General features: G+C 47.2%; 12 protein-coding genes. 2 read left to right on the top strand and 10 right to left on the bottom strand.

The features are described 5' to 3' along the window. Positions 1 to 2 precede the first annotated feature (2 nt). The 4 genes from MHH56_RS02135 to MHH56_RS02120 form a co-directional block, all read right to left on the bottom strand. Positions 3 to 1,793: an ABC transporter ATP-binding protein gene (locus MHH56_RS02135; protein ID WP_339206292.1), complete on the bottom strand. Its 1,791-nt coding sequence runs from the start codon at positions 1,791 to 1,793 to the stop codon at positions 3 to 5. Beyond that, entirely contained in the window at positions 1,790 to 3,553 is a 1,764-nt protein-coding gene (locus MHH56_RS02130) for an ABC transporter ATP-binding protein (protein WP_339206290.1), read from the bottom strand. Before MHH56_RS02130 ends, MHH56_RS02135 begins: the two co-directional genes overlap by 4 nt. Before the next feature lie 282 nt (positions 3,554 to 3,835). Further along, the gene (locus tag MHH56_RS02125; protein WP_339206288.1) at positions 3,836 to 4,615 is read right to left on the bottom strand and encodes a Cof-type HAD-IIB family hydrolase; all 780 of its coding nucleotides are present in this window, start codon (positions 4,613 to 4,615) and stop codon (positions 3,836 to 3,838) included. A gap of 446 nt (positions 4,616 to 5,061) precedes the next feature. Further along, entirely contained in the window at positions 5,062 to 5,511 is a 450-nt protein-coding gene (locus tag MHH56_RS02120) for an SRPBCC family protein (RefSeq protein ID WP_339206285.1), read from the bottom strand. A 117-nt stretch (positions 5,512 to 5,628) separates the two neighbouring features. Between MHH56_RS02120 and MHH56_RS02115 the strand changes: the two genes are divergently transcribed. Further along, positions 5,629 to 6,435 (top strand): helix-turn-helix domain-containing protein, encoded by an 807-nt coding sequence (locus tag MHH56_RS02115; protein ID WP_339206283.1) that lies wholly within the window; start codon positions 5,629 to 5,631, stop codon positions 6,433 to 6,435. A 176-nt stretch (positions 6,436 to 6,611) separates the two neighbouring features. Further along, entirely contained in the window at positions 6,612 to 7,433 is an 822-nt protein-coding gene (locus MHH56_RS02110) for a hypothetical protein (RefSeq protein ID WP_339206281.1), read from the top strand. A 65-nt stretch (positions 7,434 to 7,498) separates the two neighbouring features. Here the strand turns inward: MHH56_RS02110 and MHH56_RS02105 are convergent, their stop codons facing one another. The 6 genes from MHH56_RS02105 to MHH56_RS02080 form a co-directional block, all read right to left on the bottom strand. Further along, a complete protein-coding gene (locus MHH56_RS02105; RefSeq protein ID WP_339206279.1) occupies positions 7,499 to 9,079 on the bottom strand; it encodes an ATP-binding protein in 1,581 nt (526 codons plus the stop codon). A 272-nt stretch (positions 9,080 to 9,351) separates the two neighbouring features. Further along, positions 9,352 to 10,479 (bottom strand): copper amine oxidase N-terminal domain-containing protein, encoded by a 1,128-nt coding sequence (locus MHH56_RS02100; protein WP_339206277.1) that lies wholly within the window; start codon positions 10,477 to 10,479, stop codon positions 9,352 to 9,354. A gap of 87 nt (positions 10,480 to 10,566) precedes the next feature. Then, positions 10,567 to 11,703, bottom strand: a complete 1,137-nt coding sequence (locus tag MHH56_RS02095) for a bifunctional cystathionine gamma-lyase/homocysteine desulfhydrase (RefSeq protein ID WP_339209464.1) — start codon at positions 11,701 to 11,703, stop codon at positions 10,567 to 10,569. A gap of 1 nt (position 11,704) precedes the next feature. Further along, complete coding sequence (locus tag MHH56_RS02090) at positions 11,705 to 12,628, bottom strand: cysteine synthase family protein (protein WP_339206275.1); 924 nt, start codon at positions 12,626 to 12,628, stop codon at positions 11,705 to 11,707. Between the two features lie 188 nt (positions 12,629 to 12,816). Then, the gene (locus tag MHH56_RS02085; RefSeq protein ID WP_339206273.1) at positions 12,817 to 14,871 is read right to left on the bottom strand and encodes a hypothetical protein; all 2,055 of its coding nucleotides are present in this window, start codon (positions 14,869 to 14,871) and stop codon (positions 12,817 to 12,819) included. Beyond that, positions 14,858 to 17,083: a GH92 family glycosyl hydrolase gene (locus tag MHH56_RS02080; protein ID WP_339206272.1), complete on the bottom strand. Its 2,226-nt coding sequence runs from the start codon at positions 17,081 to 17,083 to the stop codon at positions 14,858 to 14,860. The genes MHH56_RS02085 and MHH56_RS02080 overlap by 14 nt, the downstream gene beginning before the upstream one ends. Positions 17,084 to 17,129 lie beyond the last annotated feature (46 nt).

Here is a 17,129-nt window from a genome sequence, read left to right as displayed (position 1 = left end):
CCTTACTCTTCTGCTGCTTCCATATTTTCTTCTTCCCATAACAATCTCATTTCCGCTGAAACCGCAAGCAAATGCTGTAGACTGCCTTGCGCTTCTACTTTCCCATTTTTCATGACGATAATATGATCGGCACGTTGCAAAGCGGCTTTGCGGTGGGAAACAATCAGGCATGCCGCATGCGGCGTCTGTTCCACTCGTTCCCAAAGCAGCTTCTCTGTCGTCACATCCAGCGCACTCGATAAGTCGTCAAATACGAGCAGCTCCGGCTCACGAACGAACATGCGTGCAGCCGCTGTACGTTGTGCTTGACCGCCAGACAGCTTCACGCCGCGTTGTCCAATCATCGTTTCGAGTCCATGCTCAAGCTGCAGAATATCTTTGTCCAGCACAGCGGTGTGAATGGCTTTCTGCGTGCGGCTTGGTATATCTGGCATACCAAGCAAAATATTCGTTTCAAGCGTTTCGCTAAACAAATTAGGAACCTGCGAGGTATAGGCGCTGCGCGGCGGAACAAAAAATGAATCCGGATCTGCTACGCGCTCGTCATTCCACCAAATTTCTCCCGCCTGAGGAGGCAGCAGCCCAAGTACAGAGCGGAGCAGCGTTGTTTTACCAGAACCTATCCGCCCCGTTACAACGGTGAAGCTGCCTCTTGTCAGCTCCATGCTTATATCTTCAATTCCTCTGCCGGAATCCTTATACCGATAGCTGAGTCCCCGTACTGAAAGCGTACGAAATGGAGCCTCCTCCTGCTCCTTTGAAGCGCGATGGTTTTCAGGAAATGCACCGCCCAGCTGCAATTGGGTATGCTCGGTAAGCTTTTCGGTTGATGCGCCTTGCAGCAGCTGCACCATTCGCTTAAACGAAATGCCTGTTTGCTGCAGAGTAGCTAAAAATCTGCCAAAAAACGCAGTGAAATCGGTCACAAACGTTAAATAATAGACGAATAATGCAAAGTCACCAACGCTCAGCTCCGAGCGCTGCATAGCAGAAGCGCCCAGCAGCAAAATAAATCCTGTTCCTATATTCACGATATTAGAAAATACCGAATCAAGTATAGAGGTGAATAATCGATCCTTAAGCGCAGCCTGCCTGCGCTGCCCATTCAATAAGCGAAGTCTGTCGATAAACCGTTTCTCCGCGCCAGCAAGTTGAATGGCCTGCACCGAGCTGAACATTTCACCGACCATACCCGTAACTTTGCCCGTAGCATCGCGGCTGGTGGCACGGTAGGCCTGCAGGCGCTTGGAAGCAAGCTGGGTGACTGATACAACGAGTATAAGCGGCAGAAATACATAACAAGTAATGCTGACGTTAACCCGCAGTAAAATGAAAATTGCCGCTGCCGCAAATAACAATTTGCCAATGAAATCAAGCGTCCAGCTGATGGCATCCTCTGCTTGATTGGCATCGTCGCGAAATTGTGTAACGGCCTCGCCTGGCGAGATTGGAATGGCCGCCGCTGCCGGCTGACGCAAAATCCAGCGCAGCATGTTCCACCGAAGCAAAGAGCCCATACTAAAGCGGTGGATCGTATCTGTCAAAGCACCCGCATAAATCGTAACGATTCTCGCGACAGCTACAGCCATTAACAAGATGGCTAGATTTGATGCGCTAAGCGACCAGCTGGCATGACCTGTGAGCGAATCAAAAAATTGCTGAATGATTAAGCCGGGCAGCAATGGGAATAGATGAATGGTCGCCCAAAGGATAGCATTGGCAGAATAGAGAACCGGGCGATAGCAAATAAGCCGCCACATGGCTTGCACCGTTGTCATTTCTTTGCTGTTCATACAAGCACCTCCACAGCGCCGGTTTGCAGTAATTGGTATAGCCTTGAGCTTGGATCAGCCGCTAATTGCGATCTATTGCCGGATTCCACAGGCGTTCCAGCATCTAAAATAAGGATGTCATCCGCTCGTTTAATTGTTGCAAGCCGGTGGGCAATAATAATGGCAGTGCGCCCTTCAAGGAGCTTATCGATCGCTCTCTCAATATGCGCTTCCGTAGCAGGATCGAGCCTTGAAGTCGCCTCATCAAGAATGACGAGACCCGGATTAGAGAGAAAAGCACGGGCAAATGCAAGCAGCTGCGCTTCTCCTGCCGACAAACCGCTTCCTCCTGAGGCCAGCTGAGTATCAAGCCCTTCGCCAAGCGAAGCTAACCAGGCGCCCAGCCCTAAATCTTCTAATACATCATGCAACCGCTCATCCGAAATTGTTGGATCGTAAAGCGTGAGATTATCTCGCACGGTCGCTTGAAACAACTGAATATTTTGAGATACCATCGCGATTCGGCCTCTCAGGTCAGCTAGCGTATAATCCCTAATATCTGTACCGCCCAGCTCAATAGACCCTGCTTTCACATCGTAGAAGCGAACAAGCAGTCTGGCCAACGTACTTTTACCGCTCCCCGTTCGACCAAGCAAACCGAGCACTCGACCGGGCTGAAGATTAAAATCGACATCGTGGAGCACTCGCTCCCCATCCCCGTCCTCACCTGTGTAAGCGAATGCGACATTCGAAAAGTTTACTGAAAGCGCGCCTTCAGGCATATCAGCCGCTATCTCTTTCTCTTTTAGCTTCGATTCCGTAGCGAATAGCCCGCTAACCCTTACAATACTAGCATCCGCCCGTTGTAAATCTTGAATTTGTGTACGGATTTGCTCAAGCGGATGATTGAGCAGCTCGGTATACGTAAAGACCAAATAAATCGTGCCGAGGCTCATCGAATCCGTTGTCCACAAATATGCGCAATATAATAACGCAAGTGATCGGCCAAGCGTAAATACAAAAATAGTGGATACCCACATCGAATATCCGCCTATGCTTGCTTTCAGCGTAATCGGAAATATTTTGCGGAGCAGTCCATGAAATCGCCTCATCACAAATTCGCTTGCTCCATTTGCGCGTGTATCCTCTGTTCCCGCCAAATGCTCGCCAACAAACCCATAAAACTCCGCTTGCACTTCGCTTGATTTCACCCAAAATGGCGAAAAAGCCGTTCGTATTCGTTGAAGCACGAATATCGTCAATACAACGAACACCGTCATGCCTGCCCCTAAGCGCCAATCCTCGCGAAACATTAACACGAGTACACCTGCTATGAGCAGCAGATTCGCAACCAGCACAAATATGAAATTGGAGAAAAAATGCGACAGCTCATTCACGTCGCCATCGATCCGCTGAATTAATTCACCGCTCGTTCTCTCCTTATGAAAGCTCTGGTCGAGGTGCAAGCAATGCTTCGCCAAATCACCTCTTAGCTCATTCGTTGCTGTCCAGCCGACTTGTTCTCCAATATAGCCTGAGGAAACGCTAGCGAGCTGATGCAGTAGCGCAACTGTAATGAACAGCAAAGCGCTGCCGATAAGTTCATTAATCTGAATGCCAGGCTGCAGCGCGCTATCAATAAAATGCCGTATGATTTGCGGATTCCAAAGCTGCAAACCAATGCTGGCAAGCAGCAGTATAGAGAGCAGAACGAGCTTGTGCCGCTCATGCTTTAAATAAGTGCTTAACAGTCTCCAATATTGTTTAATGGGGATATTCATTTTCTATTGCCTCCAAACACACCATCCATATATTTCATATTTATCTTAAAATGAGGAGAGGACTGGTGGCAAGGTAAAGAACAGTTATAGCCGCTTAGCACAGAAAGCGTTTTTTAAAGGTTATAACGGGTAAGGGGCTAAAAAGGAAGCGAAAGGATTCCACCGTTTCTATCTGAGGATGTAGATTCAAGCGGCTACTAATAAGAAAAAGCTAACGCTATAAGTACGCGCCAGCTTTTTTTGTTTACTGCTATTTTTGCATATAATCACACAAATCCAGTCTTATCCCTTTAACAAACCAGCCTTGATTAATCCGTTGCGAATCCCCTGATCATCCACATGCGTTGTCACATAATCTGCGAATGGCAGCAGGTCTGGATGCGAGTTGCCCATTGCGATGCCTAGGCCTACTGTTTCCAGCATTTCAACATCATTCAAGCCATCGCCAAAAGCGACCGCATCGGCAGTCGTATAGCCGAGTTTCTCGAGCAATGCCTCAATCCCTTGAGCCTTGGAGCCGCCTGCGGGAAGAACATCAATCGCTTGAGGGTGCCAGCGAATAAGCTTCAGCTCGTCATGCAATCCATCATACAGATGCTCGTCGTGGCTCTCACAGTGTAAAAACACTTGGAAGATATCGTCCGTTTTCCAAAATTCCGGATTATAGCCTGGCAGATCTACCTTTAATGAATTTACCGAATCTATAATAAAGGGATGATCCTCTTTGTCCGCAAAAAAGTTATGCTCCCCTTCAAATACGAGTCCATGATTATGCTCAGCTGCAACCTTTACAAGTCGCTCCAAACGGCCTTTTTCGATCTCTCGTCTATATAGCGGAGTTCCTTTGTACACAACGTATCCGCCGTTTAGACATACGAATGACTCGATGCCGAGCTGCTCAGCAAGCGGCTTTATAAAGTAAGGCGCTCTGCCTGTTGCAATAACCGGCTCCACTCCACTTTCCTTCAGCTCCGCAATAGCCTTGATCGTATCTGCCGGAATTTCCTTATGCTCATTAATCAGCGTGCCATCGATATCAAAAAAAACGATTTTATACCCCATTCTCTGTTCTCTCCTATCCGTAGTCGCAGACGTATGACGCCTGTCCTTTTTATACAGTATAAAGAATTAAGCCATGAAAAGAAATCTTTCGCCTTATTTTGCAAGCTCTACCCGCCATTAAAAGCCTTGCCTCACAGCGCGCAGCATGCAGCATGGCACTTATCATCTAACGGACATAGGTTTCGCTATTTCATGAAATATAGGTAAAAGTGGTGGGGTAACGGACATACGATACGCTAAACGGGCAGATTGGGGTGTTAAATGCGCTTTTTAACCCAAATAAGGGCCTGTATGTCCGTAAGCTAAGCAATTAGAGGGGAATTCCGCAAAATAACGCATCTCATGTCCGTTGACCTTATTGTTGTTAAGAGTTTCGACAAGCGTTTAACGAATTCAACAAAAAAATAGCACCAGCGGGTGCTGATGCTACTAAATTTTTAATATCGTTACCAACCATAATCCAGTCCCTTGCCCGTCTCAACAAAGGTTTTCAAATTGCTTAGAATCATCCACCACTGACTATCCGTCGTTGGAATCGAAGGATGGTCTTCAGTAAATTGGTCATTAACCAAAGTTAGCTTCGTCGTAGCTCCAACCTCTTCTAGCGTAAAAGTGATCCTTGACTCCAGCTCTGCATGATTTGATCGATAAGAAGGACCTGGATGCTCCAAAAAGCTAAGTATTTTGCTTGGCTCATATGCTAAAATAGTACCATAGATATGAACGGTTTCATCACCTTCCGTACCTGGCCCAACATATTTAAGCGATGAGCCTACTTCGAAAGTTGATTCAATAATACAGCCAAAAAACGTTTGACGCGTTCCCTCAGGCGATACGAATGCATCCCATACCTTCTCGGGCACTGCACCAATATAAAACTCATATTTAAAGTCCATGTGTTGCACTCCTTTTTCTATTTAAAATGGTTGACGTTTTCTACTCGTAGTATAAAACTATCTGCTAGGATCGTATTGTAAAAACGCGACAAATTGATCAATAGGAGTGATATAGTAATGAACACTATCGACCAAAAACGCAGTTTGGGTATTTTACAGCGGAGTGAGAGCGAGAAAAAATTTCAGCTTTCCCGTTACGCTCCTTCCGAACCTCTCCTTCCATTCATTAAGCATTACTGGATAATAAACTGGGATTTAGAAGGCCATGCTCCTTATTTTCAGGATGTCGTCCCGAATCCCTGCGTCAATCTCGTTATCGAAGACCACCAAAGCGGCATTTATGGCGTTGCCAGTCAAATGTATACGAAAAAAATTGAAGGCAAAGGACGAGTATTCGGCATTAAGTTTCAGCCTGGCGGTTTTTATCCTTTTCTAAACTCGCCTTTAGCAGAGCTTACGGATCAAGCGTTGTCGATTCAAGCTGTTTTTGGGACGGAAGCTAGCGTGTACGAGCAGCAGCTAAGGTTGGCAGCAGATCCTGCCGGCATGATCGCACTTACCGAGGCCTTACTTCTAGGTCAACTCCCGCAGCCGGATGAGTCGATTACACTCGTCAATCAAATCATTTCACGAATACACGAGGATCAAGAGATGACCAAGGTAGAGCAGCTATGCGAAACCTTCGATATTAACAAAAGGAAGCTGCAGCGCCTCTTCAGTCAATATGTCGGAATAACGCCAAAGTGGGTGATTAAGCTGTACCGGCTGCAAAATGCGGCAGAAGCGATCGATAAGAGCACTCATTATGATTCACTTAAGCTCTCAGCCGAGCTTGGCTATTATGATCAATCACATTTTATTAAGGACTTTAAATCCATTATTGGGAAAACGCCTGATGAATATGCAAAGCGACAAGCTTTGTAGTTTGCCTGCTGCTTAGCCAATTTGACTGAGGCTTGAATGATCCTGTATATTTATAAAAATCAATAAAATAAGCACGGCTTACGATGGAAGCACCCGTAAGAGCAGGCGTATACCGCCTATCTTGCAGGTGCTTTTTTTGCGTTGTTTGCCCAAAACCAAAGGAGGTTTTATCGATCATGCCATCTGCTTCCAAATTAACCGTAGTTTTGTTTGCGCTCTTGCTTGCGTTTCTCAGTCCAGCTACTATTGCTGCCGCACCGTTTGAATTCAGCGTTACTGCCAAAACAGCTTTTGACAAAATGAAAGGAACTGCGGATAAAGGTACCTCTGCCAAGTTAACGTCTCAATACACGGAATTGCAAGAAATTCAGAAGCTGACCCTTGATTGGGATGTGCGGATAGACAAGCTCCATTACCAAAACGCGGAGACCGTTCTCGCTACTCGCAAGCGGATTAAGGAAGTTGGTGCGGAGAAGCTGGTTCAGCTAGAGGCAGCTGTCGTGCAAACCAAAAAAAAGTACGAAGCCCTATTCAATCTTTATGATTCCTTGAATCAACAGCTGAGCCTCGCCAAATCGTTCAAAGATAAATGGCTTACGAATGCGCTGAAGCCGCAGGTCGAAACGACTAAAGCTGCCGTTCAGCTCGCCAAGCTGGATATACGCAGCAAAGAAACGGCGCTTAGAACAGCCAAAGCGAGCACCGCCAAAACGATTAAAGATTTGCGAGAGCTGCTGAGCGGCATCGACCCGCTTAAGGTGAAAATTAAAGCATCCAAGAGCACCATCAGCAGTATAAAGAAACAGTTCACGACGGAGACATCCATTTTGAATCAAGTGTTGAAAAAAGGCGATTCAACAGCAACGTCAAGCTCTTTTACTCGCATGCTCGCTTACACAAAGCAAATTAACGAGCAGAAACAAAAAACATACAACTATGAGCAGCAGACGATGAGCATTATAGCTAAAGTCGACGCGCAAATAGCAGCTATCAAGTAAGTACAGCACAGCAAAAAAGCGCGTCTCGGCATCCGAAACGCGCTTCCATCTATGATTCGTCATCTTTATACAGTAGGGAGCCATACCTCAACAATAGTACCTACACCAAGCTCGCTGGACAACGATAATCGTCCCCCATGCGACGATACTATTTTATCTACAATCATCATGCCTAAGCCGTTCCCGTCCCGTCTTGTCGTATGGAACGGTTGTCCAATACGCCGCATCACTTCATCAGTCATACCTACGCCGTTATCGATAAATTGAATGCGTTGATAATTGTCCACCACATCGAGCTTAATGTTAACTTCTCCGCCGAAGGGCAGAGCTTCCATACAATTTTTTAAAATATTTAAAAATACCTGTTTGACTTGGTCACGGTCGCATAGAATTTTTGTCTCGCCTACTTTTGCGCTCCGTATTTGAATGCCGTTCATCTCAAATTGAAGCTCGAACACCGATATGACCTCTTGCAAAATAACATCACAATCTTCTTCTTTATACTGAATCGCTTGCGGCCTTCCCAATATTAAATATTCGCCCACAATCGCATTCATCCGCTCCAGCTCTGACATCATCAAGTTGTAATGATGGGGGTTCGTCGTTTTGCTGGACAATTGAAGCATGCCTTTTACTGTAGTCATAGGATTGCGAATCTCATGTGCGATGCTGACAGCCAGCTGGCCTGCAAACACAAGCTTCTCACTATTGCGAAGCAGTTCTTCCGCGATCTTCATTTCCGTAATATCCCGCAAGCTGCCGACAACCCGCGTAAGCTGGCGCTCGCTGTCGTAGATAGGAACCACATCCAGCATGTAGTAGCGCAGCTTCTCTTCAACCAGAATAGATAGCTCGATTCCTACACAGGACTCACTGCGTTTCATAACTCGTTCAAAATAAGTACCAATGATGCCGACTTCAAATACACTTGTGCCTAAGCAGCCATTTGTTTCATGATCCGAATTGTTCAATATCGCAGCGCAGTATTTGTTTATTTCTACAATTGCACCCTGCGCATCGGCAATAATGACACCATAATAATCCGTTTCCAGAAGAACCTGATTTAAGATTTGAAGCTGTGTATTGTGTTTACGGAGCAGCAGCTCTCGCTCGATAGAATCAACGATTGTGCATAAAAGTGCAAGCAAATGAGGATGGGCAAACTGAATTTCCGTCATGATCGAAATCGAACCAAGCAGCTGACCGCTGTCCTCCATAAAAAAAGGAGCTGTATAACAAGCTAACTGATGCAGTACTTTCTGATAATGATCTTCGCCTACGAGCTGAATAGGCAGCTGTTCACGCAAACATAGATCAACCGAGCTCGTACCGATCTCTTCACAGTATCGCACGCCTTCAACAATACCTAGCTGGCGCACCTGATTAATAATAGAAGCATTGCCTCTGAACTCAAGGATATACCCCTCATTGTCTGATATGGCAAGGAAAAAAGGGTCATCTGCAACGGTCGATAAAAATTTTTCAACAAACACGCTGATAACTTCAATCGTTTCTTTATAATGGCCCTGCTGAGCTTTAAGCTCCGCATCCGTAAACCGCTGGGTAAATATAGGCAGTTCATCACGATTAAGTCCATACCGCTCGCATTTTCGATGTGATTCTATGATTAAATCGTTATTTATCATATGGTATACCAATTAACCTTTCCAGGACAGCTAGCTTCCATTTTGTTGGACATTATCCAATATTCTAGTTTAACCTGGCATATTCCTTCCCAAATTCATTAAAAATCACTTATTATCTACAATAATCTCCAAAATCAGCGTCGAGACCCCAAAAAACGACATTCCTTCGTTCGAAATTTGCACCAAATCAATCCTAAAATAAAAAAAAGCGATGCTTAATAGTTAAAAACCATTAAGAAATCGCTTTTTTTCAATGTTATGCAATGTTATGATTAGCCCTTTGGCGAAAGCTCAATTTTCATGTCGTCGAGGTACAAAGTTGTCAGACCCTCATAGCCGGAGTCGCTGCCCACAATGACATAAAGCTCACCCTTCTCGTTGGTTTGCAATGTTGCCGTATAATCCATGGCGACTGGCTGAAAGCCTTTCAGCGAATCATCCGGCTGCACCATGTTTCCAACGATCTTCATATCTTTACCTTCGGTCTTCTGATTGCCTTTATCCAAATTCATTCGATAGTAATGATCGCCACCGCTATCAACCTTGACAGCTTGAGGCTCCTTGCTTACAAAGCCTGCTTTAATGCTGACAGCCTCTCCAGGAGCTCCGCCAACCCCCATCATACCGCCCGATTGATCCGTATACAGCTTAAAGGATAATGATGCTTGATATACCGTATTTGGCTTCAGCCCATCGATCTTCTTCGTCGCGAACATGAACAAATCATCGCTGCGATTCATCCCTTTAAGCTTCAGTGCGTAATTGGTCTTGTTATTCGCAAGAGGAAGTAGTTCTCTAGCATATTGCAGCTCATAAATATCCGGATTGTAGTCTACGGGCAGATCGGCAAAAGCTCCCTTCCAGCCTTCCTCGCCTTGGTCAAAGTTATAATGAAGCGATAGCGCAGCCTCACTCGTTTGCACGGTAACTTTTTTCTGCTTCGCGTCCCAGCTCGTTTTTGCTCCTAACAGCTGTGCTACCATTTTTGCTGGTATGAAGGTCGTGCCTTTAATAACAACAACTTTGGCAGGCAGCTTCACGTTCTTAATGAAGCTCCCAACTACCGCATCACTATTCTGAGTGAGAGTCACTGCAAGTCCAGCACGGGTTAAAATAATTTGTTTCGCTGCCGCATCCAATTGAATGTTTGCTTGCAATCCCTCAGCCAGCGCTCTGACAGGGACCATCGCAATGCCGTTCTGTAAATAAGGCGCCACCGCAAGCTTATGCTCTCCGCGGTAATCAATCGATTTGGTGCTTCCTATTTGAAATTGAAGAGGAGCAGGTGAAACGGCTGAAGCGCCATAAGCGGTTGCTCCGCTAGCTGCTGCACTAAGAAATAAAGCGGACGAAAGAGATGCTATCATGAGGTTTTTATTTAACAATTGTTTAAAGGCCATTTGTCTACCATCCTTTGTTGTTAGTCTTTTGGTGCGTACCCAAACTAACGAACAAAGATGAATATAAGTTGCATATGGCTAATTTTTTTATGACTTAAGACTCTGCTCCAGATCTTCAAGCAAATCCTCGCTATCTTCAATCCCAACTGATATTCGCACTAAACCATCCGTAATGCCAAGCTGCTTCCGCCGCTCGCTTGGTATAGATGCATGCGTCATTCTCGCGGGAACGGAAATAAGACTCTCTACAGCACCTAAGCTCTCGGCAAGCGTAAAATATTTCAACTTTTTGATCATCGCAGACGCTTTCTCCGCGCTGCCTACGTCAAATGATATAATGCCGCCAAAGCCGCGTGCCTGCCTCTTCGCAAGCTCATGCTGCGGATGGCTCGGCAGCCCCGGGTAATAGATGTTTTGAATGGTTTCCAAACGCGATAAATAAGCGACAATTGCCTCAGCATTCTCTTCATGAGCTTCCATGCGCAGGCCAAGTGTCTTCAACCCGCGGATGAGCAGCCACGAATCCTGAGGACCAAGCACGCCTCCCGTCGCATTTTGCACAAAATGCAGCTCTTCCCCCAGCTTATCGTTGCTCACAACAGCAAGACCAGCGACAACGTCGCTATGCCCGCCAATATATTTGGTAGCAGAATGAAGCACGATATCAGCGCCTAGTGTTATCGGGGTTTGCCAATATGGCGTGCTAAACGTATTGTCCACAATGAAAAGCAGCTGCCTTGCTTTGGCCCAAGCGGCTACACCTGCAATGTCCGTTACTTTAAGCAGCGGATTCGTCGGTGTTTCCACAAACAATGCTTTTGTATTCAGCTGAAGCGCCTTCTCCATATCTTCTAGGCTCGTCGTATCCGCAAAGGTCGCTTCAATCCCCAGTCGGCTCAGCACCTTCGTCACAATGCGATACGTTCCCCCGTACACATCATCCGTCAAAATAATATGATCGCCAGCGCTCAGTAGCGAAAACACAGCGTTAATTGCTGCCATGCCTGAGCTAAAAGCAAAACCTCTTGCACCTTCCTCTAAATCAGCAATATACTGCTCCAGTGCATGACGCGTTGGATTGCCCGTACGTGAGTATTCATAGCCTTTATGAACGCCGATGTCGTCCTGTTTATAGGTGCTCACTTGGTAAATGGGAACGCTGACCGCACCTGTAAAAGGGTCAAAAGGGCTTCCTCCATGAATGAGCTTTGTTTTTCGCCTCAGCTTAAGCACCTCCGTTGTAAATTTGTTTGCTTAAGTACCGCTCACTGCCATCTGGAAAAATAGTAACGATTCGGCTGCCGGGCGCAGCTGCTTCCGCTTCAAGCAGCGCAGCATGCAGAGCGGCGCCCGATGAGCTGCCGACAAGCATTCCTTCGAGCTGCGCCAGCTCCTTCACCCTTGTAAAAGCATCCTCATCCTTTATCGTATGAATGGCATCGAAATAGCTGCTATCCATAAATGGAGCCAGCTTCTCCACACCAATTCCCTCTATCCTGTGCGGCCCTAGTGCTCCGCCGCCAAGTATGGAGCCTTCCGGCTCAACAATAACCGTCTTCACCTTTGGGCTCTGCTCCTTCAAATACTGCGCTGTTCCCATGAAGGTGCCCCCTGTTCCCGCTCCGGCAACAAAAACATCAACCGCACCATTCAAATCATGCCATAGCTCGGGGCCTAACGTTTTGTAATAGGTTAACGGATTTGCTGCATTAGAAAATTGCCTTGGCGAATAGAAACCGGGTATTTCCTTCATCAGCTCTTCCGCCTTCTGCACCGCACCTGCTATGCCAAGCTCTGTTGGCGTATTTACAACTTGTGCGCCAAGCGCCCTCATCAATTGCTGCTTCTCTATGCTGAATTTGTGGGGGACAACAAAGATCGTCGATACTCCCCGTCCGATCGCCGCCAATGCCAGACCTATTCCCGTATTGCCTGCTGTCGCTTCGATAACGGTTCCTCCGGGCTTCAGCTGTCCGTTTGCGAATGCGGCATTCAACAGCTCGACGCCAAGCCGATCCTTGACGCTTCCTCCCGGATTTTTATACTCAAGCTTCGCATAAAGCGTTACACCTTCCGGCAGCGCAAAACCTGTAAGCTCAACTAGCGGCGTATTGCCAATTAGTGCGTGGATATTGTGATACAACGCCATTTGCAATCCCTCCCACGACTCCTATTTCCTCCTACGCGCATCCTTTACTCGGGCTATACTCTTCATCATATGAAGCTGCTTCTCTTTGTGTTTATGTCCCGTATGCCTACTTTTAGGCGTTATTCAAGCCTATAAAAAAGGGATGCTCCTCAAGTAGAAAAGTCTACTTAAGGAGCATCCCCTTATCATTAAGCATCGCTCAGTCCCCACCCGATTGCATGTTTTGTCGTCTGTTCAAGCCACTCATTGCTTGCGAAGTTTGGAATGTCCTTTGTTACCGTAAGCGTCGACTGTCCTTCAAAGCCGGGATGCGGGCAATGTACAGCCGTGTTCTCCCACTGCTCCGAGCCATTTCTTCTAAAAAGCAAACGGTATTCATACAACCCCGGCTTCATCTGCTCTGACACGATTTGAACGGTTTTCTCAAAGGAAAATGTCATGCGATAGCCTTCCAATTGGCTCATCGTACCTGCCATGAGAACAACAGGCTCCGCCCGTTCCACCTCGCTCGAAGGATGCAAAATCAATTCGTATTCCATGCCCGGCTCGCCATAGACGATAAGTAGAATAGGCAGTCCCACAACAGCAATTTTGGGCGCTTCCACAAATACAGGCTGATGTGTCGGCTCGAATAGCTCCGATCGCTCCCACTCTTCCTGCACTTCGCTAGCCCTGCGATAATGCCATGTCCCATCTATCGGCAAATCCACTTGATTTAGAAGAGCTGTTAAGCAGGTTTTTGCGCTTTGGAATGGATCTGTACAATTGTTATGTCCGTAGCGGTAGCCGATTTCATGCCTAACGTCCACGCCATGCTTGCGGGCGCGATCAGCCCACTCAAAGGACAGCCAGCTTGAGGTATACGCGTCATGCGTTCCGTGTGTCAGCCAAACCTTAGTCCCTTTGGACTTCAAGGCATGTATGATTTGATTCGACGCAGGGCTTCGCTCACTCGCAATAAGCTCCATATCATCAGTACCAAGCAGCGTTGTGAAGAATAGATCAACTGCGCTGCGGCCGTCCGCATCCTGCCATCCAGGCTGCCACGCGTATTTATAACCCGTATCCTCACAAACCGCGCGCCAGCATACCGGACAGGTAGGATTAAGCATTTCCTTAAAAGGTTCTCCAAAAGCGAGCGGCACATTATAGCAGATGGCATAACGAACGGAGTACACACTGCTATTCGGATTACCCGCCACAATTAAGCTTGTTATGCCTCCGCGTGAGCCGCCAACCGTCACAACAGCATTCCCATCCACGGCGAACTGCTCGATAGCGGTCAGGAACAGATCGTCCAAGTTCTCATACACGGAGCCATGCATCGTTCTTGTACCGAACGAACCTCCGCCGTTCCATATGATTCCGACTGCACCTTTCCCTGTGTCCAATAACGTCTGGCCAAGCACGTTTAGAAGAGCTGGCCCAACGTTTGCAAACACATTTTCATTCTGATCATAAAACCCGCTGAATAAAGCAGGATACCGTACTTCAGGTGTACTAGACCACTCCGGAGGAAGGATGTAGCTAACCATACTGCGATGCTCGCCTTGACCTGCAATACGTCCATGCACAAGCTGAAAGGCAGGCACTCCCTCTAATTTGTTAAGCGCTGTACCCGGATTGCGGAAAATGACAGGATAACCCGTAAGGTTCATCACTTCATCCGATAGCTTCAAAGCTACTTCATCCGTCACACGAACCACGCTATACGTCTCGCCAATATAGCGTTCAAAGGCTGGCGTCCTTTGATGCTCGCCGTCCCTTTCCCCTGCGAACAAAGCATAAGCATCCGTCCGGTAATAATAAGGACTAGCGATATCATTGTCCTGCAGCGGAAGTTCGACTTCACGTTCGCCCGTTTCCTCATGCAGTCGAAGAACGCCGATTCCATCGGTACCGCCTGCCTGTGGAGCGCCTCTGCCGCCATTTAATACGGCATTCCAATTCGTCACAATCGGAAAATCATTATACAGCTTTTCTGTGACAATGGTATAACTACCCGCTGTCACTGATGGTATGCGAACTACCCCGCAATCCATATCCACCTGCTCTACTTCCAAATAATCAACCTTTTTATTCGTATAACGAGCCGCTTTAATCGTTGCTTCGCTTTCCGTAAGAGCTGCTAAAAGCTTCGGGTTCACCTTTATATCTGCGAACGACGAGGTACCGTCAAGACTAGTAAACGGGCTAATAGGTACATAACGACCAGGAGCAAAAATCAAATTATTTGAGCTCATAAGCAGCCTCATTTTTCATTGAGTATGGCAAAGAATTACTTAGTGTTACCGACCCAGAAGGCGCGTCCACCATATGAAATTGAAGCTCCGCTCCAGCCGCCAGCTGATCATGATTGATCGACAATTTATGCCACGGTTCGCCGTTTACACTCAGTTTATCCCAATATACATTTTCAGCGCCGTTGTTCACCGCTTCAATGACAAGCTCCTTGCCGTTCTCCAATTGAATGGTCACTTTACGGAACAAGGGGCTGCCCATGACATATTCCGGAGTTCCGGGACAGAATGGATACATCCCAAGCGCACCCCATATATACCACGAGCTCAAGCTCCCATTATCCTCATCGCCAGGCAGTCCATCAGGCCTGCTGCTGAATAGCTCCTTCATCGCTTTTCTCACCCAATATTGCGTTCGAGACGGCTTGCCGATTACGGTATAAATATAGGGAATATGGAAGCTAGGCTGATTGCTAATGGCAAACTGGCCGAAATCTATCGCAGCCATTTCCGACATTTCATGAATTTCCGTGCCGTACGTGCCCGTTTTGAACAGAGGAGGCATCGTCATCAGTTCATCGAGCTTTTTCGCAAAAGCATCATTTCCGCCCATCAGCCTTGCTAACCCAGCTATATCATGCGGTACGGACCAGCTGCACTGCCAAGCCCCGCCTTCGCAAAACGGGTTGCCCCATTGCAAAGGATCGAAGTGCTCCTGCCACTGCCCTTGCTCATTGCGGCCTTTCATGAAACCCTCGTCAGCATCAAACAGCTTGTTATAGTTCGCCGCTCTCTCCATAAAGAAACGATAATCCTCCTCTTTGCCGAGGCCTTTCGCCATCTGAGCAATGCAGAAGTCACCGTAATAATAATCCAAGGCGTTGCTCACGCTTTCGTGGAAAAGATTATCCGGCAGATAGCCATATTCCATATAAGCTGCCAGACCTTTTCGTCCATGCTTTCCATCACTTGATGCGAGTGTGGCATGCTTGCGCAGTCCCTCGTAAGCCGCTTGCACATCAAACCCTTGAATGCCCTTCACATAAGCATCCGCTATTGCAGCATCGATTAATGTACCCGGCATGGCACTTCGTTCCGCAGGCGAAATCCACTTGGGCATCCAGCCGCTTTCCTTATAAATATGAACCCATGCTTCTGTCATTTCACCAAGCAAGGAGGGGAATAAAAGGCTGTACAGCGGAAGGCTCGTACGATAGATATCCCAAAAACCAATATCCATATACATAGGGCCTTTATGAACGTTACCATCATAAGCACTAAAATGCACTTGTTCCCCAGCAGGGCTGTATTCATGCCATGTACGAGGAAATAGACAGGTGCGATATAAGCATGTATAGAAGGTGCTCATCTCATCCTTATTTTCACTTTCCACCTTTATTGTGCTCAGTCGTTGTTCCCAATCCTGTGCAGCTTGTTCCTGCAATTGCGCAAAGCTTAAATCGCCCAGCTCCTGCTGCATATTCCAAAGCGCCTGCTCATGGCTGATGAAGGAAGTGCCCAAGCGAACATTGACGATTCCAGACGCAGGGACAGCAAGTCCAGCGAATGCGCCTACTCGTTCTCCCGCTCCTGCCAGCTGCTCGCGCGCAGTAAAATCCCCATTAAATGTACCGCTTTGCTCTTCCTGCAAACCGCAATCAAAGTCCATAACAAAGTACATCGCAAAATTCTCATGTACTTCCCCGTGATGAGCACGAGTAAAGCCCGTCACGCGGCGATTGGCGCTATCAATTGAAATCGAGGACTCCCCTTCAAAAGGAGACACGATAACTCTGCAGTCCTCTTTCCTGTCGAAAGTAAATTTAAGGCGCGCACTCCTCATTCCCGGAACCAGCTCCAGCGATGCTTCGTAACGAGGTAGCCGAATTCGAAAATAATGCGGCTGCACGACCATTTCATCTGATCTATAGGAGGAAGCACGGGAATCCGCATCTAAATAAATAGGTCCGCTCTGCGGCATGAGAACAAGATGCCCGTAATCCATTATCCACGGGCTAGGCTGATGCGTTAGCCGCAGGCCTTGAAATCTGCGGTGGGAGAGATGGTAAAACCACCCCGCTCCGTCCTCATGGGATTGCGGACTCCATGAAGCAGTACCCCAAGGTCTTGAAACGAGCGGGAGCGTATTTCCGTTCGAGAACGTATACACAGAATCCGTTCCTTGCAGCGGATTAACATAAGACAAATAGTTCATGGAAACGACCTCCGAGTAGTTGGCTAATGTTGATTTGGCCTGCCAT

This window comes from Paenibacillus sp. FSL K6-3182, assembly GCF_037976325.1.
GTDB lineage: Bacteria > Bacillota > Bacilli > Paenibacillales > Paenibacillaceae > Pristimantibacillus.
This window is presented reverse-complemented; position numbering and strand designations above follow the sequence as displayed.